Origin of the sequence: Sphingomonas oleivorans (genome assembly GCF_003050615.1) — a bacterium.
Lineage (GTDB): Bacteria > Pseudomonadota > Alphaproteobacteria > Sphingomonadales > Sphingomonadaceae > Sphingomonas_H > Sphingomonas_H oleivorans.
Genome location: NZ_NWBU01000004.1, coordinates 348,826 through 366,499, shown reverse-complemented (window position 1 = coordinate 366,499; position 17,674 = coordinate 348,826). Strand labels below are relative to the sequence as shown.

Genomic DNA, 17,674 nt, shown 5'->3' with positions numbered 1-17,674 from the left:
GCGCAAGGAGCGGCGCAAGCATCGAGGCCCCGCTTGTACAAAGCCCGTCTTCCGAAGAAGATATGCTCGGGTTCAGGGGGGAAATGGATGAAATACAGGCTTGTCGTGGCTGTTGCCGCGCTATTCATGCTGTCCGCGGCCGATATGCCGAAGGACAGCGCGACTGTCTTCGGCGTGCGTGAAGGGGCGGCGCAGGTCAGCCTCTCGCCCGATGGCAGCAAGATCGCCTTCATCGCGCCGGCTGCGGGGCAGGGGGCCGCGCTTTACACCGTGGGGGTGGAGGAAGGCGCCAGGCCGCGCCGCGTACTGGTGGCGAGCGGCGCGCCGGAGCGGCTCGATCGCTGCAACTGGGTTGCGAACGATCGGCTCGTCTGCACCGTCTATGGTGTCATCTACAATAATGTCGAGCCCTTGCCCTTCACCAGGGTTGTCGCGGTGGACGCGGATGGCGCCAATCAGAAGCTGCTCAGCAACCGCACCAATTTCTATACACGAATTTCTATACACGCGGGCTAGCGCTCGGCGGCGGAGAGGTGATCGACTGGTTGCCCGAGGAGGATGGCGCCGTGCTGATGGCCCGGCTCTATCTGCCCGACGACAGGGTCGGCAGCCACTTCGGATCGTCGAAGGAGGGCTATGGTGTCGATCGGATCGATACGCGCACGCTCAAGATCAGCCGGATCGAAAATGCCGATCGCGAGGCGGAGGAATATATCAGCGACGGCCGGGGCACGGTCCGGATCATGGGGCGCGGCAATGTGCGCGGCGCCACCGGCATGGCCACGGGCGTGACCAGCTATTTCTACCGGACCAGAGGCTCGCGCGAATGGCTGCCGCTCGGCGACTATGACATGCAGACGCGGGAGGGCTTCAATCCCTATGCGGTCGATTTCGACAAGGATGTCGCCTATGGCTTTCGCAAGAAGGATGGCCGGCTCGCGCTTTATTCGGTGTCGCTGGATGGCGCGAAGCGCGAAGAGCTGATCTATACGCGTCCCGACGTGGATGTGGACGGGCTCGTCCGGATCGGCCGGCGCAAGCGCGTCGTGGGCGTGAGCTATGCTACGGATGTCCGCCACACCGTCTATTTCGATCCGGAGCTCAAGACGCTCATTGCCTCGCTCGGCAAGGCGCTTCCGAAGCAGCCGCAGATCCGCATCGTCGATTCCAGCCTCGATGAAAGCAAGCTGCTGATATGGGCGGGCAGCGACAATGATCCGGGCGTCTATTATCTGTTCGATCGCGCCGCGAAGAAGCTCGGCATATTGATGACGGTGCGCCCCGAGCTGGAGGGCGTGACGCTGGCGACCGTGAAGCCCGTCAGCTATCCTGCCGCCGATGGCACGATGGTGCCCGCCTATCTCACGCTTCCGCCGGGCAGCGACGGGCGCAATCTTCCGGCGATCGTGATGCCGCATGGCGGGCCGGGCGCGCGCGACGAATGGGGATTCAACTGGCTCTCCCAATATTATGCGGCGCGCGGCTATGCCGTGCTTCAGCCCAATTTTCGCGGCTCGGCCGGCTATGGCGACGCCTGGTTCCAGGAAAATGGCTTCCGTTCCTGGAAGGTCGCGATCGGCGACGTCAATGATGCTGGCCGCTGGCTGGTCAGGCAGGGCATTGCCGATCCGGCGAGGCTGGCGATCGTCGGCTGGTCCTATGGCGGCTATGCGGCCCTGCAGTCGGCGGTAGCCGATCCGGGCCTGTTCAAGGCGGTCGTGGCGATTGCGCCCGTTACCGATCTTGCCGCGCTGAAGGAGGAATGGCGCTACTGGACCAATTTCCGCCTGATGCGCGACTATATCGGTTCGGGGCCGCATGTCCGCGAAGGATCGCCCGCGCAGAATGCGTCGAGCATCCGCGTGCCCGTGCTTCTCTTCCACGGCGCGCTCGACCGCAATGTCGGCATCGCCCAGTCGCGCCTCATGGCCAGTCGGCTGAAGGAAGCGGGCGTGCCGAGCGAGCTCGTCAGCTGGGACCATCTCGATCATTATCTCGAGGATTCCGCCGTGCGTGCGGACATGCTGCGCCGGAGCGATACGTTCCTGCGCAGCGCGATGAAAATGTGACGCGATGCACCCTCCCCGCCTGCGTGCAGGGAGGGCAAAGAAAAAGGGCGGCCCCGCAGGACCGCCCTCTGTTCTTTTCCGAAGGAAGCCGGATCAGCGCGAATAGAATTCGACGACCAGGTTCGGCTCCATCTTCACCGGATAGGGCACCTCGTCGAGAGTCGGCACGCGCACGAAGGTCACCTTCGCATTGCCGTCGGGGGTGACATATTCGGGGATGTCGCGCTCGGACAGGCCCTGCGCCTCCAGCACCAGCGCCATTTCCTGCGCCTTGCTGCCGAGCGTGATCTCGTCACCCGGGTTCACGCGGCGCGAGGCGATGTTGCACTTCACGCCGTTCACGCGGACATGGCCGTGGCTGACGAGCTGGCGCGCGGCGAAGATGGTCGGCGCGAACTTGGCGCGATAGACCACCGCGTCGAGACGGCGCTCGAGCAGGCCGATCAGGTTCTGCGACGTATCGCCCTTCATCTTGGCGGCGTCGGTGTAGGAGCGCTTGAACTGCTTCTCCGTCACGTCGCCATAATAGCCCTTCAGCTTCTGCTTCGCCTTGAGCTGAAGGCCATAGTCTGAAATCTTGCTCTTGCGGCGCTGGCCGTGCTGGCCGGGGCCATATTCGCGCTTGTTGACCGGGCTCTTCGGGCGACCCCAGATATTCTCGCCCATGCGGCGGTCGAGCTTGTACTTGGCGCTGTTGCGCTTCGACATAAGTCGTTCCTTCAATTGCGTTTGACGTTGCCGTCGGATGTCCCGGAACCGCGCTGCCCGGAAGGTCGATCCGGCAGGGCCGCCACTTCACCGGGGGTGCGGGGCCAATTGCGAAGCGGCGCCTATGGCCGCGTGATAGCGGAGAGTCAAGCTTGCGGCGCAGTGCGCGGCTTTCCTAAGAGGGGCCATGTCCCAGGAAATCATCCCCGCCGCCGATTGCACCGAGATGCGCGAGGTACGTGCCGCGATCGATGCGCTGGACGTGGCGATCGTGGCGCTGCTTGGCGAGCGCATGCGCTATATCGAGGCCGCAGCCCGCATCAAGCCGAGCCGCGATCAGGTCCGCGACGAATGGCGCAAGGCCGATGTGATCGCCAAGGTGTGCAAGGCGGCCGCGGCACGGAACTTCCCGCCCGAGCTCGCTGCCTCCGTCTATGATGTGCTCGTCGAAGGATCAATCGCGCACGAATTTGAGCGGTTCGACGCGCGCGGCTGAGACTGCCGCGCGCCGGCCGGACTCAATTCTGGTCGGGTGTGAAAAGCTGGTTTTGCATGCCCTGGGTGGTGGACCGGGCGGCAGTGGCGGCATCATCCCACTGGCGCTTGGTGGCGCAGTTCCTGCGCCTCTTCACGAAGGAGCCGGTCTCATAGGAGGTCTTGCAGATGATCTTCTCTTTCGCCTGCTGCGGCGCCGCGCCGCCGGTAGCTGTTTCGGGCGCGCCGGCCACAGAAACCGTGGAGATGACAAGAAGAGGAAGCGCGAGCAGGGCGAATCGTGCAGTCATCATGGCCTCTCGGGAAAGTAATAATCGATCCTAGCCCTTGTTGCGGCCAAGGTAAATCATGTCCAAGTTCAGCGCGGCCGGGGCTTCCCCAGCGCGCTCAGCACGCCGCGCAGCGTGCGCACTTCCTGCGCGTTCCATCCCGGCCGCGTGAGCACGGAGCGCAGCGTGCGCTTGGTCGCGGGCACGCGATCGGGCGGGAAGAAATAGCCCGCATCCTCCAGCATGCCTTCCAGATGCGCGACCAGCCCGTCGAGATCGGCCTGTGGCGCGGGCGGATCGGCCTCGATCAAGGTCGGCTGGGCCAGCGCCTGGCCCTTGGACCATTCATAGGCCACCAATATCACCGCCTGGGCGAGGTTGAGCGAGCCGAATTCGGGGTTGATCGGCACGGTCAGGATCGCGCGCGCCACTGCCACATCGTCCGTTTCCAGCCCGGACCGCTCCGGCCCGAACAATATGGCCGAGCGCCCCGGCGCGGCATGGATCTCGCGCGCAGCTTCCTCGGGCGTCACTACCGGCTTCACCAGCCCGCGGCGGCGCACCGTCGTCGCATAGACGTTGCTGCAGTCCGCGATCGCGTCCGCCACCGTCTCGAAGACCTGCGCCTTTTCCAGCACCATGTCCGCGCCCGACGCCGCCGGCCCCGCCTGCGGATTGGGCCAGCCGTCGCGGGGCGCTACGAGCCGCATCTCGGTCAGCCCGAAATTGAGCATGGCGCGCGCGGCCTTGCCGATATTCTCGCCCAGTTGCGGGCGCACGAGGACGATCACGGGCGCCGTCATTCGCGCCCCGCCTCCACCACCGCGCCGGCGAAATCCTCGAAATCCTTGGCCTCGCGGAAATCCTTATAGACGCTGGCGAAGCGTATGTAGGCGACGCTGTCGAGCGCCTTCAGCCCGTCCATCACCATCTCGCCCACGCGCGTCGCCACCACCTCGCTCTCGCCGCTCGTCTCGAGCTGGCGCTGGATGCCGGAGACGAGCCGGTCGATCCGCTCGGGCGGCACGGGGCGCTTGCGACAGGCGATGGCGATCGAGCGTTCGAGCTTGGTCCGCTCGAACGGCTCGCGCGCGCCATCCTTCTTCACCACCGTCAGCTCGCGCAGCTGCACGCGCTCGAAGGTGGTGAAGCGCGCGCCGCAGCCTTCGCACTGGCGGCGCCGGCGGATGGAGGTGCCGTCCTCGGAGGGACGGCTATCCTTCACCTGGCTGTCTTCATGGGCACAAAAGGGACAGCGCAATCACAGCTCCGGATAGATTGGGAAACGGTCGCACAGCGCCTCGACGCGGGCGCGCACATTCGCCTCGACCGCCGGGTCGCCATGTTCGCCCTTGGCGCGCAGACCGTCGAGCACGTCGGCGATCAGGTCGCCAATTTCGCGGAACTCGGCCGGGCCGAAGCCGCGCGTCGTGCCGGCGGGGGAGCCGACGCGGATGCCGCTGGTCTTGACCGGCGGCAGCGGATCGAAGGGCACGCCATTCTTGTTGCAGGTGATGCCCGAACGCTCCAGCGCCTCGTCCGCATCCTTTCCGGTGATGCCGAGCGGGCGCAGGTCGATCAGCGCCAGATGCGTGTCCGTGCCGCCCGAGACGATGTCTGCCCCGCGTTCCTTGAGCCGCGCCGCAAGCACCTTGGCATTTTCGACCACGGCCTTCGCATAGACCTTGAATTCGGGCTGGAGCGCCTCGCCGAAGGCCACTGCTTTAGCGGCGATGACATGCATCAGCGGCCCGCCCTGAAGGCCAGGGAACACTGCCGAGTTGATCTTCTTCGCGATCGCCTCGTCGTCGGTCAGCACCATGCCGCCACGCGGACCGCGCAGCGTCTTGTGCGTCGTGGTGGTGACGACATGGGCGTGGCCGAAGGGGGTGGGGTGCGCGCCGCCCGCGACGAGGCCCGCGAAATGCGCCATGTCGACCATGAAGAAGGCGCCCACCTCGTCCGCGATCCTGCGGAAACGGGCGAAGTCGATGTGGCGCGGATAGGCCGATCCGCCGGTGATGATGAGCTTCGGCTTATGTTCGCGGGCGAGCCGCTCGACCTGATCGAAATCGATCAGATGATCGTCCTCGCGCACGCCATATTGCACAGCATTATACCATTTGCCCGAAAGCGACGCCTTGGCGCCGTGCGTCAGATGCCCGCCGGCATCGAGGCTGAGGCCCATGATCGTGTCGCCCGGCTTGGTCAGCGCCAGCATCACCGCGCCATTGGCCTGTGCGCCCGAATGGGGCTGCACATTGGCGAAGTTGCAGCCGAACAACTCCTTGGCGCGGTCGATCGCGAGCTGCTCGACCACGTCGGACGGCGCGCAGCCCTGATAATAGCGCTTGCCTGGATAACCCTCGGCATATTTGTTGGTGAAGACCGAGCCCTGCGCCTCCAGCACCGCCTTGGAGACGATATTTTCGGACGCGATCAGCTCGATCTGCTTCTTCTCGCGGGCGATCTCCTGCTGGAGGCCGGCGAAGACGGCGGGATCGGCCTCAGCCAGTCCGCGCGAGAAGAAACCATCCGGCTGGACTTCATTCAGCGTGGCGGGATTCGTGCTCATGCGGGCTCCTTTTCGAAGCTGGGGGAGGAAAGCTTGGCGATGCGCCGCTCATGGCGGCCGCCGGCGAAGGGGGTGGCGAGGAATGCGGCGAGGCAATCGCGCGCCATGTCCACGCCGATCAGCCGTGCGCCCATGGCGATCACATTGGCATCATTATGCTCGCGCGCGAGCCGGGCCGAAAGCCCGTCGGAAACGAGCGCGCAGCGGCAGGCGGGATTGCGGTTCACCGCGATCGAAATGCCGATGCCCGATCCGCACAGCGCGACACCCTTGGTCGCCTGGCCCGAGGCGATATAGTTGGCGAGCTTGTAGCCATAATCGGGATAATCGACGGAGTCGGCCGTGGCAGGCCCCAGGTCGCGCACTTCGACGCCCTGTTCGCCGAGCCATTGGACGAGCGCCGCCTTGAGCTCGATGGCGGCATGATCGGAAGCGATGGCGACGATATCGGCCATGACGAAATTTCCCGCTGAGTCGAATGGCGGCTCTACTAGGCGCTGGAACATCGGAAAGCCACCGGCTTTGATCTGCGGCGCGTTCAAGAAGGACTATCCTATGAAGAAGCTGATCATGGCTGTCGCGGCCTCGGCGGCGCTTGCCGCCTGCGGCATGCAGGACGAAGGGGGCGGCGCCCCGCAGGGCGGGATGGTGGCGAATGCCCTATTGGCGCGTGAGACGGCGACATCGGCCAATGGATTCGCGGCCGCGGGCGGAGCTGCTCGGGCGCAGACGGGCACGGTGACGGATGACTGGATCGGCCGCTGGACCGGGCCGGAGGGGCTGTTCCTCGAAATCGCGCCGGGTCCGAGCGGCGGCACCTATATGATCCGCAACAGATATACGCTGGATGACGAAGCAACCTTCGAGGGACGGGCGGAGGGAAATGCCATCCGCCTTTTCCGCGCCGGCAGAGAGGAGCTGATACGCGCCGGCACGGGCGCGGAAACGGGCTTCAAATGGCTGGCGGAGAAGAAGGACTGCCTGATCGTGCGGCAGGGTGTGGAGGGATATTGCCGGGATTGAGGCGGGGCCTGTCTAGAATGGCCGCACCCCGGAGTTCTACAGTCCGTCATCCCTGCGCAGGCAGGGATCCATATCTCTCTTCGCCAAGGCCGCCCCATGAGGAGAGAGGCCCCTGCCTTCGAGGCCCCCATCAAAACAGCCCTTTGATGGGAAGCTGAGCAGGGGCGGCGATCTTGGGCTGGCTTATGCCTCATTGCGCTCCCCATGCGACGGGCCGGGGTGAAACACAGCCGCTCTGTGCCGCGCCGCCCGCCCGTTGCTTTACGTTAACCTTATTGCTGCTATCCCAGTCTCGTCCGGTTCTGGCGATCGCGAATCGCCACAGGCTCAAGGCCGAAACCGGCGCACCCGCTCCCCCTCAACGCCATAAAAGAGGTTTTCCTCATGGCCGGTAAACAAAACGCAGCGTCGCGTGCGCGACGCGGTTCGCATGTCTTTATGCGCGCCATCGGCATGCTGCGCCCGGAACGCGGCACCGCGCTCGCGGTCGTCTGTGCGGGCGCGATGGTGGCGCTTCTGCAGGTGGCCGAGCCGATCCTGTTCGGCAAGGCGGTCAATGCGCTCGCCCAAGGGCATAATTCGCTGGGTTTCATCGCGCTCTGGTGCGCATTGAGCCTTACCGCCTTTCTCGCAGGCATGGTCGTCGCGCTGATGGCCGACCGCATGGCGCATCGACGTCGGCTGGCCGCGATGGCGCGTTTCGTGGAGCATCTGCTGGCCTTGCCGCCCTCCTTCCACACCGCGGCGCGCTCCGGGCGGATGATGCGGATCATGATTTCCGGCTGCGAGACGCTTTTCAGCCTGTGGCTGCCCATGCTCCGGGAACAGTTGATCAATGTCGTTTCGCTGATCGCGCTCGTGCCCGTCGCCTTGTGGATGAACTGGCGGCTCGCGCTCGTCCTCCTCGCGCTGATGGCCGTCTATACGGTGATCAATCTGGGCGTGATGCGCCGTACCTCCGGCCGTCAGGCGCAGGTCGAAAATCATTTTACCGACATTTCCGGCCATGTCGGCGATCTGTTCGGCAATGTACCCGTGCTCCAGAGTTTTCTGGCGGTGCCGGGTGAGCTTCGCTCGATCCGCGGCTCGCTCCAGCAGCTATTGGCGGCGCAATATCCCGTGCTCAACTGGTGGGCGCTTGTGGCGGTGCTGACGCGCGGCGCCTCGTCAATCTCGATCGTCGCCATCTTCGCGGTCGGCGCGATGCTGGTATCGCGCGGCCTGGCGTCGCTCGGCGACATCGTCGCCTTCGTCGGCTTCGCGACGCTGCTGATCGGCCGTCTCGATCAGTTCACCAGCTTCGTGATGAACATGTTCATGCGGAGACCGTCGCTGGCGCAGTTTTTCGAGATACTGGACCATGAGTCGCACATAGTGGAGCGTCCGGACGCCGCACCGCTGCGCGTCGAGCGGGGCCATGTCGTGTTCGAAAATGTCAGCTTCCGCTATCCGACCGGCTCGGGCGCGATCCGCGACCTGAATTTCGAGGCGAAGCCGGGCGAGACGGTCGCGATCGTGGGGCCGACCGGATCGGGAAAGTCGACCGCGCTGGGTCTGCTCCAGCGCGCCTTCGATCCCCAACATGGCCGCATCCTCGTCGATGGTCGGGACATTCGGGACGTGACGCTGGCATCGTTGCGCGCCGCCACCGGCGTGGTCTTTCAGGAGGCCGGCCTGTTCAACCGCACGATCGCGGAGAATATCGCCATGGGCAGACCGGATGCCACGGCCGAGCAGATAGAGGAGGCGGCGCGCATCGCCGGCGCCTATGACTTCATCATGCGCAAGGAGGGTGGCTTTTCGAGCGCGGTCGGCGACAGGGGGCAGGGGCTATCGGGCGGCGAGCGGCAGCGTATCGCGATTGCGCGCGCGCTCCTGAAGGATGCGCCGATCCTGCTGCTGGACGAAGCCACCTCGGCGCTCGACGTGGCGACCGAGGCCAGGCTTCAGGAGAGCCTCGACCGCCTGCGTCGCGGCCGGACGACCTTCGTCATCGCGCACCGCCTGTCCACCATCCGCTCGGCCGACCGGATCATCGTCCTCGATGCGGGCCGGATCGTGGAGCAGGGAGGCTTTGACGAGCTGGTGGAGCAGGGCGGCATGTTCGCCCGGCTCGTCCGCGACGGCGGCATGATCCCGTCCGTCGCCAATGACGATGCGGCGCCGCTCGGCCGCTCCCTGTCGCGTCGGGCCTGAAGCCGCTCGCCCTATCCAAGCCGTCATCTCTTCCTGCGCAGGGATGACGGCTTGTTAATCGGCTGAAAGTCGCCCCTATGCCCGGAGCAGGCGGCGCCTCGATCGCGCTGCCTGCTTCCGCACGCCGGCTCAGGCGGCCAGCTTCATTTCCATCCGGTCCCAGATTTCGACCAGCGCCTGGGTCAGCTCGCGCATCATCGCTTCCGTGTGCGACGGGCCGGGGGTGAAGCGCAGCCGTTCCGTGCCGCGCGGCACGGTGGGGAAGTTTATCGGCTGCACATAGACGCCATATTCGGCAAGGAGGATATCGCTCACCCGCTTGGCCTTCACCGGATCGCCCACCAGCAGCGGCACGATATGCGTGGTGGAAGGCATCACCGGCAGGCCAGCCTCGGCGAACAGGTGCTTGAGCGTGGACGCGGCGGCCTGCTGCGCATCGCGCTCCTCGGACGATGCCTTGAGGTGGCGCACGCTCGCCAGCGCGCCCGCGACCAGCACGGGGGAGAGCGAGGTGGTGAAGATGAAGCCGGGCGCATAGCTGCGGATCACGTCGATGATCGTGCGGTCGGCCGCGATATAGCCGCCCATCACGCCGAACGCCTTGCCCAGCGTGCCCTCGATGATCGTCAGCCGGTGGGCGATCGCATCGCGGTCGGAAATGCCGCCGCCGCGGGGGCCGTACATGCCGACGGCATGGACTTCGTCCAGATAGGTGATGGCGTTATATTTGTCGGCGAGGTCGCAAAAGGCCTCGATCGGCGCCACGTCCCCGTCCATCGAATAGACGCTTTCGAATGCGATCAGCTTGGGCGCGTCCGGATCGGCCTCCTTCAGCAGCTCTTCCAGATGCTCCACATCATTGTGGCGGAAGACGCGCTTCTCGCAGCCCGAATTGCGGATGCCCGCGATCATCGAGGCGTGGTTCAACTGGTCGGAGAAGATGATGCAGCCCGGCAGCACCTTGGCGAGCGTCGCCAAGGTCGCCTCGTTCGAAACATAGCCCGAGGTGAAGAGCAGCGCCGCTTCCTTGCCGTGAAGGTCGGCCAGCTCGGCTTCCAGATCGATATGATAATGGGTGTTGCCGCCGATATTGCGCGTGCCGCCCGATCCGGCGCCCACATCGTGCAGCGCCTCTTCCATCGCCGAGATCACCGCGGGATGCTGGCCCATGGCGAGATAGTCGTTCGAGCACCAGACGGTGATCGGCTTCGGTCCGTTATGCCCCGCGAAGCAGCGCGCATTGGGGAACATGCCCTTGTTGCGCAATATATCGATGAAAACGCGATAGCGTCCTTCGGCATGAAGCCGGTCGATCGCCTGGGCGAAGACGCGCTGATAGTCCAACTGGCTCACTCCCGGGAGCAATTTCGCGGCGGCTTTTACTGATCCATGTCAGCAAAGGCCAGCGCGAACGGTTCGCAATGAGCATAGCATAAAGCGGTCGCCCGATCGGCAAAAACCGGAATTCACCGCGGGCATGATCGGCTTAGGCGATCAGAGCATCTCCACCCGACCAAGGCCGAAGCGTCGTAACGAGCTTCTCAACCCTTCGCTTATCCCGGTCGGCGCGGTGAAGACGGCAAGGCCCTCGCCCGGCGCCTCGGGCCATGACTGCCCCTCCGTCAGATAGGCCACTCGCCGCGCGATGCCGGGGCCGCCATCGACAAAGGTCAGCGGCCGGGGGCTCGCCGCCCTGAGCTTGTCCTCCACCAGCGGGAAATGGGTGCAGGCAAGTACCACCATATCCATCCGCTTCCCGCCCGGCTGGTCGAACAGCCCGGCGAGCGCCGCGGCATAGTCGGCAAGGTCGGTCTCCTCCCCGCGCAGATGCGCCTCGGCCAGTTCCACCAGCGGCGCCGATCCGTGGCGCAGCACGGTGCAGTCGGCCGCGAACTCGGCGGAGAGATTATCGACATAGGGCTGGCGCACCGTGGCGTTGGTGCCGAGCACGCCGATCACCCGGCTCTTCGACATCAGTGCCGCCGGCTTGATTGCCGGTACCGTGCCGACGATCGGCAGGTCGAGCGCGGCGCGGACGGCCGGCAGCGCGATGGTGGAGGCGGTATTGCAGGCGATCACGATCAGCCGGGGGGCATAGCGTTCCGCCAGCCGGCCGAGCAGCGCGGGCACGCGCGCGGCGATTTCCGCCTCGCTCTTGGTGCCATAGGGAAAGCCGCCATTGTCCGCGACATAGACGATCGGCGCCTGCGGCAGCAGCGCGCGCACCGGTGCAAGGACGGAAAGGCCGCCGACCCCGGAGTCGAACAGCAGGACGGGTCTCGTATCGCTCATCACCCGCCTGTTACCGCGCATCGCGCCGCCTGCAAACGGCGACCCGCACCGATTGACCTGATATGGTGGGGGCGCCTATCTGAATCGCAATTCAAGTCGAGGGAGAGGGCATGATGGACAAGATCTATGCGGATGCCGCGTCCGCACTCGAAGGGCTGTTGTTCGAGGGCATGACGATCTGTTCGGGCGGCTTCGGCCTGTGCGGCATCCCCGAGCGGCTGATCGACGCGATCGAGGCCTCGGGCGTCCGCAATCTCACCGTCGTTTCGAACAATTGCGGCATTGACGGGGTGGGCCTCGGCAAGCTGCTCCGCTCGCACCAGATCGCCAAGGTGATCGCCAGCTATGTCGGCGAGAATAAGGAGTTCGAGCGGCAATATTTGGCCGGCGAGATCGAGGTGGAATTCTGCCCCCAGGGCACGCTCGCCGAACGGTGTCGCGCGGGTGGGGCGGGCATTCCCGGCTTCTATACCAAGACGGGCGTCGGCACGATCGTGGCCGAAGGCAAGGAAACCAAGGAATTTGACGGCGAGACCTATGTGCTGGAGCGCGGGATCGTCGCGGATCTTTCGATCATCAAGGGCTGGAAGGCGGACGAGGCGGGAAATCTGATCTTCCGCAAGACAGCCCGCAACTTCAACCAGCCCATGGCCACTGCAAGCAGGATGACCGTCGCCGAGGTGGAGGAGATCGTGCCTGTCGGCAGCCTCGACCCGGATTGCGTCCATGTGCCCGGAATCTATGTGAAGCGGCTCATAATGGGCGCGCCCTACGACAAGAAGATCGAGTTCCGCACCGTTCGCCAGAGGGAGGCCGCCTGATGCCGTGGGACCGCAACCAGATGGCGGCGCGCGCCGCGAAGGAGCTGAAGGACGGCTTCTACGTCAATCTCGGCATCGGCATTCCGACGCTGGTGGCGAATAATATCCCGGAAGGGATCACCGTCACGCTCCAGAGCGAGAATGGCATGCTCGGCATCGGGCCCTTTCCCTATGAGGATGAGGTGGATCCCGACCTTATCAATGCCGGCAAGCAGACCATCTCCGAGCTGCCCTCTTCCAGCTATTTTTCCAGCTCGGACAGCTTCGCGATGATCCGCGGCGGCCATATCGACCTGACCGTGCTGGGCGCGATGGAAGTGTCCGAAGGCGGCGACATCGCCAACTGGATGATCCCCGGCAAGATGGTGAAGGGCATGGGCGGGGCGATGGATCTCGTCGCGGGCGTTAAGAAGATCATCGTCGTCATGGAGCATAACGCCAAGGACGGCTCGCCCAAGTTCATCCCGGCCTGCACGCTCCCGCTGACCGGGCAGAATGTCGTCGACATGATCATCACCGATCTGGCCGTGTTCCAGCGGCCAGATCATGGCTCGCCCTTCCGCCTGACCGAGCTTGCGCCGGGCGTGACGGCCGAGGAGGTGGCCGCCAAGACGACGGCGCATTACGAGAGTTGATTTACGGGGGCTGATTTCCTGTCCGGCGGGATGGGCGCCCGCCGGACGATCCTGCGATGACCCGACTCGGATGTGCGGCGAGTCGATTTTGCGGTGTGGAACTGCCGGACTAGGATCGCGATATGACGCCCTTCCGCGTCCTAGCGATCGGCTTATCGTGACAGCTCCATACCGATTTCCCGTTACCGATTCCCGGGGACGCCGCCATGGCGGACGCGGCTTTCCATTCGGGATCCTGGCCGAAATCGGTATCGCGCTGTTGCTGGTCGTCGGCGTGCTCGTGATCGGCCGCTATCATGCGCTGCGCAATGCCGCGCCCGAACGTGCGGTGCTCGGCAAGGCCGGACCTCCGCTGGAGCGCCCGCTGGCCGTGCCCCCGCCTGCCGATGTGTCCCAAGTGGCGGCTGTTTCCAGCACGTCGTCCGACATTGATTACAGGCGGATCGATGCCCGGCTGAAGGCGCTGATGGCGCGCAATGAGATGGTGGGGCTGGGCATCGTCGTCATCGAGAATGGCGCGTTCCGCTTCCTGAAGGGCTATGGCACGACCGTGGCCGGCGGCGCCGAGCCCGTGACGCCCGATACCGTCTTCCGCTGGGCATCGGTTTCCAAGGGCGTGGCGAGCACGATGCTGGCGGAGCTCGCCGCCGAGAAAAAGCTGTCACTCGGCGATTCCGTTGCCGCCCATGCGCCCTCGCTGCACCTGCCCGATGGCATGGAGAAGGAAGCGACCGTCACGGATCTGCTCTCGCAACGGCTGGGCATCGTCAAAAATGCCTATGACGACAGGCTGGAGGGGGATCAGGATCCCTATGCGATCCGCGGCATGCTCGCTTCGCTCGATCGCTATTGCCGGCCCGGCACCTGCTGGACTTATCAGAATGTCGCCTATGATGCGGCGAGCGAGATCGTCGAGCGGGTGACGGGCAAGGATTATGGCGCGGTGGTGAAGGCCCGGCTGTTCGATCCGCTGGGCATGAAGAGCGCCAGCATGACGCGCGAGGGGCTGATCGGAGCGAAGAGCTGGGCCAAGCCGCATCAGGGCCGCAACGTGCTTGAGGTGAAGGAAGCCTATTATCGCGTGCCGGCCGCCGGCGGGGTGAACAGCTCGATCCGCGACCTCGGCCTGTGGATGCGCGCGCAGATGGGCGAGGCGCCCAAGGTGCTGCCCAAATCGGTGCTGTGGACGATCCATCTGCCGCGCATCTTCACCACCACGCCGCGTTCGCGCATGGCCGATTATGATCTGGCCATGGAGCGGCCCAGCTATGGCCTGGGCTGGCGCGATTCCGTGTATCAGGGGCACAGGCTGATCGGCCATCGCGGCGCGGTTTCGGGCTATCGGTCGCTGATCCTGTTCGATCCGGAACGGCGCAGCGGGGTGGCGATGCTGTGGAACAGCTCGACCAGCCGGCCGGCGGGCCTGCCGCTGGAAATTTTCGATATGCTCTATGGGCTTCCAGCGAAAGATTGGCTGCAACTGGACGGAAAGCGGCATTAGCATTATTGCGCCGCGCATGACTAAACCCCGTACCCTTTACGAAAAGATCTGGGACGCGCATGTCGTCGAGCGCAGGGATGACGGCACCTGCCTGATCTATATCGATCGTCATCTGGTCCATGAAGTCACCAGCCCGCAGGCTTTCGAGGGGCTTCGCGCCGCCGGTCGCAAGGTGCGGCGGCCGGACCTGACGCTCGCGGTGCCCGACCATAATCTGCCGACCACCCGGCGGTTGAATCCGGATGGCAGCCGCGTGCCGATCGCGGATCCCGAGTCGGCGCAGCAGCTTGCCGCGCTCCAGCTCAATGCGCCGTCCTTCGGCATCCATTATATCGACGCGATCGCGCCCGAGCAGGGCATCGTCCATGTCGTCGGGCCGGAACAGGGCTTCACCCTGCCGGGCACGACGCTGGTCTGTGGCGACAGCCACACCTCGGCGCATGGCGCGCTCGGCGCGCTCGCCTTCGGCATCGGCACGTCCGAGGTCGAGCATGTGCTCGCGACGCAGACGCTGCTGCTCAAGCAATCGAAGACAATGGAGGTGTGCATCGACGGCACGCTGGGCTTCGGCGTCAGCGCGAAGGACGTGATCCTCGCGATCATCGGCAAGATCGGCGCGGCGGGCGGCACCGGCTATGTCATCGAATATACCGGATCGGTGATTCGCGACATGTCGATCGAGGGCCGGCTGACCATCTCCAACATGTCGATCGAGGGCGGCGCCCGGGCGGGGCTCATCGCGCCCGACGAGACGACCTATGCCTATCTCAAGGGGCGGCCGATGGCGCCCAAGGGCGAGGAGTGGGAACGCGCGGTGGCCTGGTGGAAGACGCTGCCGACCGATCCGGGCGCCGTCTATGATCGGGTGGTGACGCTCGACGCCACCGACATCGCGCCCAGCCTGACCTGGGGCACCAGCCCGGAAGATGTGGTGCCGATCACCGGCATCGTGCCCGATCCGGAAAGCTTCGCCGATCCCGCCAAGCGGATCGCGGCGCGCAAGTCGCTCGACTATATGGGCCTGGAGCCGGGCACGCGGATGCAGGATGTGGCGGTGGAGAATATCTTCATCGGATCCTGCACCAACAGCCGTATCGAGGATCTGCGCGCGGCGGCCGCGGTCGCCAGGGGGCGCAAGGTGGCCGACAATGTCCGCCAGGCGCTGGTCGTGCCTGGATCGGGCCTCGTCAAGCGCCAGGCCGAGGCCGAGGGGCTGGACCGGATTTTCATCGAGGCCGGATTCCAGTGGCGCGAGCCCGGCTGTTCCATGTGCCTCGCCATGAATCCGGACAAGGTGCCGCCGGGCGAGCGCTGCGCATCGACTTCCAACCGCAATTTCGTCGGCCGGCAGGGGCCGGGCGCGCGCACCCACCTGCTTTCGCCCGCAATGGCGGCGGCGGCGGCGGTGACGGGCAGGCTCACCGATGTGCGCGACCTGATGACGGCGGAGTAAGGATATGGAAGCGATCACCCGGGTCGAGGGTTCGGCCTATCCGTTCGGCCGCAAGAATGTCGATACGGACGTCATCATCCCGGCCCATTATCTCAAGACCATCTCGCGCGCCGGCCTCGGCAAGGGCGCGTTCGAGACGGTGCGCGCCGAGCCCGGCAATGTGTTCGAGGACCCGGCCTATGCTGGCTCGCCGATCCTGATCGCGGGCGATAATTTCGGCTGCGGATCGAGCCGCGAACATGCCGCCTGGGCGCTCAACGACATGGGCGTGAAGGCGGTGATCGCGCCGTCCTTCTCCGACATCTTCTCCGGCAATGCCTTCAAGAACGGCATCGTCGCCGTCGTCCTGCCCCAAGCCGCGGTCGATCGGCTGCTGGAGGTGGCGAAGGATCATCCGGTCACGGTCGATCTGGAGAGCCTGACGGTCACGACGCCCTTCCAGGATCGGTTCGAGTTCGAGATGGACCCGTTCCGCCGCAATTGCCTGATGAACGGCCTCGACGAGATCGGTCTGACGCTCGCCATGGACCGCGATATCGCCGCCTATGAGACGCGGATCGCGGCCGATCGGCCCTGGCTCTAGCCGCATCAAAGCAAAGCTTGTCGACCCCATTGGAGGACCGCCGTTGCGCAGCGCGGCGGGCCCGCCTATCTGGATCGAAACCGCCAGTGGGTACAGGGACCAGCAGATGACCACTTTCGACGATCGCGAGCGCGCGTTCGAGAATAAGTTCGCGCAGGATCAGGAAATGGCCTTCCGCATCATCGCCCGGCGCAATCGGCTGATCGGCACCTGGGCGGCGGCGCTGATGGGCCTGACGGCGGAGGAGACGGACGCTTATGCTAAGGCGGTCGTCCAGGCCGATTTCGAGGAAGCCGGCGACGAGGATGTGATCCGCAAGCTTTTGGGAGACCTCGTCTCGGCCGGCGTCGACATCAATGAGGCGCGCATCCGTGCGACGCTCCAGGAAAAGACGGTCGAGGCGCGCCGCCAGCTCCTCGAGGCGAAATAAGGAAAGCGCCCCCATGCCGATGGCGGCCGATGAAATCGAGGCGATGATTCGGGCGGCGATCCCCGATGCCGAGATAGAGATTACCGATCTCGCGGGCGATGGCGATCATTATGCGGCGCGCGTCGTCAGCGAAACTTTCCGGGGGCTGCCCCGCGTGCGCCAGCATCAGCGCGTTTATGAGGCGCTGGGCGGGCGGATGGGCGGCGTTCTCCACGCATTGCAATTGACCACGGCGACACCTGATCAAGGAAAGACCAAATGAGCGACGACGCACAGGCCCGCATCGCGGCGGCCGTCAAATCGGCGGAGGTGCTGCTCTTCATGAAGGGCACTCCGCTCTTCCCGCAATGCGGCTTTTCCAGCCGGGCGGTAGCGATCCTCGATCATCTCGGCGTCGAATATCAGACGATCGACGTGCTGCAGGATCAGGCGATCCGCCAGGGCATCAAGGAATATTCGGATTGGCCGACCATTCCCCAGCTCTATGTGAAGGGCGAGTTCATCGGCGGATCGGACATCATGATGGAGATGTATGAGGCCGGTGAGCTGATCGAGCTGCTCGATCAGAAGGGCATCGCCCGGGCGGGCGCCTGACCCGGTTTTGGCTCGTCCTGCCCCGCTTCG

General features: G+C 65.1%; 21 protein-coding genes. 13 read left to right on the top strand and 8 right to left on the bottom strand.

Annotated features, from left to right (window positions below):
- The first annotated feature begins 87 nt into the window (after positions 1–87).
- Positions 88–516 carry a hypothetical protein gene (locus CLG96_RS19050; RefSeq protein ID WP_243395563.1) on the top strand — a complete coding sequence of 143 codons (429 nt, stop codon included), beginning with the start codon at positions 88–90 and terminating at the stop codon, positions 514–516.
- Positions 517–533: 17 nt separating this feature from the next.
- A complete protein-coding gene (locus CLG96_RS01860) occupies positions 534–2,069 on the top strand; it encodes an alpha/beta hydrolase family protein (protein WP_243395562.1) in 1,536 nt (511 codons plus the stop codon).
- A 93-nt stretch (positions 2,070–2,162) separates the two neighbouring features.
- Here CLG96_RS01860 and rpsD read toward each other — a convergent pair whose 3' ends face one another.
- Positions 2,163–2,777, bottom strand: a complete 615-nt coding sequence (gene rpsD / locus CLG96_RS01855) for a 30S ribosomal protein S4 (protein WP_107966147.1) — start codon at positions 2,775–2,777, stop codon at positions 2,163–2,165.
- Between the two features lie 187 nt (positions 2,778–2,964).
- On the opposite strand from rpsD, the gene CLG96_RS01850 reads away from it, so the two are divergent.
- The gene (locus CLG96_RS01850; protein ID WP_107966146.1) at positions 2,965–3,273 is read left to right on the top strand and encodes a chorismate mutase; all 309 of its coding nucleotides are present in this window, start codon (positions 2,965–2,967) and stop codon (positions 3,271–3,273) included.
- A 22-nt stretch (positions 3,274–3,295) separates the two neighbouring features.
- Here the strand turns inward: CLG96_RS01850 and CLG96_RS01845 are convergent, their stop codons facing one another.
- The 5 genes from CLG96_RS01845 to rpiB form a co-directional block, all read right to left on the bottom strand.
- Positions 3,296–3,565: a hypothetical protein gene (locus tag CLG96_RS01845; RefSeq protein ID WP_107966145.1), complete on the bottom strand. Its 270-nt coding sequence runs from the start codon at positions 3,563–3,565 to the stop codon at positions 3,296–3,298.
- 65 nt (positions 3,566–3,630) lie between these two features.
- Entirely contained in the window at positions 3,631–4,344 is a 714-nt protein-coding gene (locus CLG96_RS01840) for an RNA methyltransferase (protein ID WP_107966144.1), read from the bottom strand.
- Positions 4,341–4,802 carry a transcriptional regulator NrdR gene (nrdR, locus tag CLG96_RS01835; RefSeq protein ID WP_107966143.1) on the bottom strand — a complete coding sequence of 154 codons (462 nt, stop codon included), beginning with the start codon at positions 4,800–4,802 and terminating at the stop codon, positions 4,341–4,343. The genes CLG96_RS01840 and nrdR overlap by 4 nt, the downstream gene beginning before the upstream one ends.
- Positions 4,803–6,116, bottom strand: coding sequence for a serine hydroxymethyltransferase (gene glyA, locus CLG96_RS01830; RefSeq protein ID WP_107966142.1), 1,314 nt, complete (start codon positions 6,114–6,116; stop codon positions 4,803–4,805).
- Positions 6,113–6,571 carry a ribose 5-phosphate isomerase B gene (gene rpiB / locus CLG96_RS01825; RefSeq protein ID WP_107966141.1) on the bottom strand — a complete coding sequence of 153 codons (459 nt, stop codon included), beginning with the start codon at positions 6,569–6,571 and terminating at the stop codon, positions 6,113–6,115. Before rpiB ends, glyA begins: the two co-directional genes overlap by 4 nt.
- Before the next feature lie 100 nt (positions 6,572–6,671).
- Here rpiB and CLG96_RS01820 point away from each other — a divergent pair, with 100 nt between their 5' ends.
- Both CLG96_RS01820 and CLG96_RS01815 read left to right on the top strand, forming a co-directional pair.
- Positions 6,672–7,139 (top strand): hypothetical protein, encoded by a 468-nt coding sequence (locus tag CLG96_RS01820; RefSeq protein WP_133175314.1) that lies wholly within the window; start codon positions 6,672–6,674, stop codon positions 7,137–7,139.
- Between the two features lie 384 nt (positions 7,140–7,523).
- Positions 7,524–9,335: a glucan ABC transporter ATP-binding protein/ permease gene (locus tag CLG96_RS01815; RefSeq protein WP_107966139.1), complete on the top strand. Its 1,812-nt coding sequence runs from the start codon at positions 7,524–7,526 to the stop codon at positions 9,333–9,335.
- Between the two features lie 129 nt (positions 9,336–9,464).
- Here the strand turns inward: CLG96_RS01815 and hemA are convergent, their stop codons facing one another.
- Together hemA and murI are read right to left on the bottom strand one after the other, a co-directional pair.
- Positions 9,465–10,679 carry a 5-aminolevulinate synthase gene (gene hemA, locus CLG96_RS01810; RefSeq protein ID WP_107966138.1) on the bottom strand — a complete coding sequence of 405 codons (1,215 nt, stop codon included), beginning with the start codon at positions 10,677–10,679 and terminating at the stop codon, positions 9,465–9,467.
- A gap of 150 nt (positions 10,680–10,829) precedes the next feature.
- Positions 10,830–11,627 (bottom strand): glutamate racemase, encoded by a 798-nt coding sequence (gene murI, locus CLG96_RS01805; protein WP_107966137.1) that lies wholly within the window; start codon positions 11,625–11,627, stop codon positions 10,830–10,832.
- Positions 11,628–11,737: 110 nt separating this feature from the next.
- Between murI and CLG96_RS01800 the strand changes: the two genes are divergently transcribed.
- From CLG96_RS01800 to grxD, 8 genes are all read left to right on the top strand, one after another.
- Positions 11,738–12,448, top strand: coding sequence for a CoA transferase subunit A (locus CLG96_RS01800; RefSeq protein ID WP_107966136.1), 711 nt, complete (start codon positions 11,738–11,740; stop codon positions 12,446–12,448).
- Positions 12,448–13,083: a 3-oxoacid CoA-transferase subunit B gene (locus CLG96_RS01795; RefSeq protein ID WP_107966135.1), complete on the top strand. Its 636-nt coding sequence runs from the start codon at positions 12,448–12,450 to the stop codon at positions 13,081–13,083. Before CLG96_RS01800 ends, CLG96_RS01795 begins: the two co-directional genes overlap by 1 nt.
- Before the next feature lie 157 nt (positions 13,084–13,240).
- A complete protein-coding gene (locus CLG96_RS01790; RefSeq protein WP_165799477.1) occupies positions 13,241–14,584 on the top strand; it encodes a serine hydrolase domain-containing protein in 1,344 nt (447 codons plus the stop codon).
- 16 nt (positions 14,585–14,600) lie between these two features.
- On the top strand, positions 14,601–16,037 hold the full coding sequence (leuC, locus tag CLG96_RS01785; RefSeq protein WP_107966133.1) for a 3-isopropylmalate dehydratase large subunit: 1,437 nt from the start codon (positions 14,601–14,603) through the stop codon (positions 16,035–16,037).
- A 4-nt stretch (positions 16,038–16,041) separates the two neighbouring features.
- Complete coding sequence (gene leuD / locus CLG96_RS01780) at positions 16,042–16,620, top strand: 3-isopropylmalate dehydratase small subunit (protein ID WP_107966132.1); 579 nt, start codon at positions 16,042–16,044, stop codon at positions 16,618–16,620.
- Positions 16,621–16,726: 106 nt separating this feature from the next.
- Positions 16,727–17,050 carry a DUF1476 domain-containing protein gene (locus CLG96_RS01775; RefSeq protein WP_107966131.1) on the top strand — a complete coding sequence of 108 codons (324 nt, stop codon included), beginning with the start codon at positions 16,727–16,729 and terminating at the stop codon, positions 17,048–17,050.
- Positions 17,051–17,063: 13 nt separating this feature from the next.
- Positions 17,064–17,312 carry a BolA family protein gene (locus tag CLG96_RS01770; RefSeq protein WP_107966130.1) on the top strand — a complete coding sequence of 83 codons (249 nt, stop codon included), beginning with the start codon at positions 17,064–17,066 and terminating at the stop codon, positions 17,310–17,312.
- Entirely contained in the window at positions 17,309–17,644 is a 336-nt protein-coding gene (gene grxD / locus CLG96_RS01765) for a Grx4 family monothiol glutaredoxin (RefSeq protein ID WP_107966129.1), read from the top strand. The genes CLG96_RS01770 and grxD overlap by 4 nt, the downstream gene beginning before the upstream one ends.
- Positions 17,645–17,674: the final 30 nt, after the last annotated feature.

Bases quoted from the DNA above. Each gene is read 5' to 3' on its own strand.
- CLG96_RS01770 (WP_107966130.1), top strand. From the start codon at position 17,064: ATGCCGATGGCGGCCGATGAAATCGAGGCGATGATTCGGGCGGCGATC.
- CLG96_RS01775 (WP_107966131.1), top strand. From the start codon at position 16,727: ATGACCACTTTCGACGATCGCGAGCGCGCGTTCGAGAATAAGTTCGCG.
- CLG96_RS01815 (WP_107966139.1), top strand. From the start codon at position 7,524: ATGGCCGGTAAACAAAACGCAGCGTCGCGTGCGCGACGCGGTTCGCAT.
- CLG96_RS01800 (WP_107966136.1), top strand. From the start codon at position 11,738: ATGATGGACAAGATCTATGCGGATGCCGCGTCCGCACTCGAAGGGCTG.
- CLG96_RS01840 (WP_107966144.1), bottom strand. From the start codon at position 4,344: ATGACGGCGCCCGTGATCGTCCTCGTGCGCCCGCAACTGGGCGAGAAT.
- CLG96_RS01850 (WP_107966146.1), top strand. From the start codon at position 2,965: ATGTCCCAGGAAATCATCCCCGCCGCCGATTGCACCGAGATGCGCGAG.
- glyA (WP_107966142.1), bottom strand. From the start codon at position 6,116: ATGAGCACGAATCCCGCCACGCTGAATGAAGTCCAGCCGGATGGTTTC.
- CLG96_RS19050 (WP_243395563.1), top strand. From the start codon at position 88: ATGAAATACAGGCTTGTCGTGGCTGTTGCCGCGCTATTCATGCTGTCC.
- murI (WP_107966137.1), bottom strand. From the start codon at position 11,627: ATGAGCGATACGAGACCCGTCCTGCTGTTCGACTCCGGGGTCGGCGGC.
- grxD (WP_107966129.1), top strand. From the start codon at position 17,309: ATGAGCGACGACGCACAGGCCCGCATCGCGGCGGCCGTCAAATCGGCG.
- CLG96_RS01820 (WP_133175314.1), top strand. From the start codon at position 6,672: ATGAAGAAGCTGATCATGGCTGTCGCGGCCTCGGCGGCGCTTGCCGCC.
- rpsD (WP_107966147.1), bottom strand. From the start codon at position 2,777: ATGTCGAAGCGCAACAGCGCCAAGTACAAGCTCGACCGCCGCATGGGC.
- leuC (WP_107966133.1), top strand. From the start codon at position 14,601: ATGACTAAACCCCGTACCCTTTACGAAAAGATCTGGGACGCGCATGTC.
- leuD (WP_107966132.1), top strand. From the start codon at position 16,042: ATGGAAGCGATCACCCGGGTCGAGGGTTCGGCCTATCCGTTCGGCCGC.
- CLG96_RS01795 (WP_107966135.1), top strand. From the start codon at position 12,448: ATGCCGTGGGACCGCAACCAGATGGCGGCGCGCGCCGCGAAGGAGCTG.
- CLG96_RS01845 (WP_107966145.1), bottom strand. From the start codon at position 3,565: ATGATGACTGCACGATTCGCCCTGCTCGCGCTTCCTCTTCTTGTCATC.
- rpiB (WP_107966141.1), bottom strand. From the start codon at position 6,571: ATGGCCGATATCGTCGCCATCGCTTCCGATCATGCCGCCATCGAGCTC.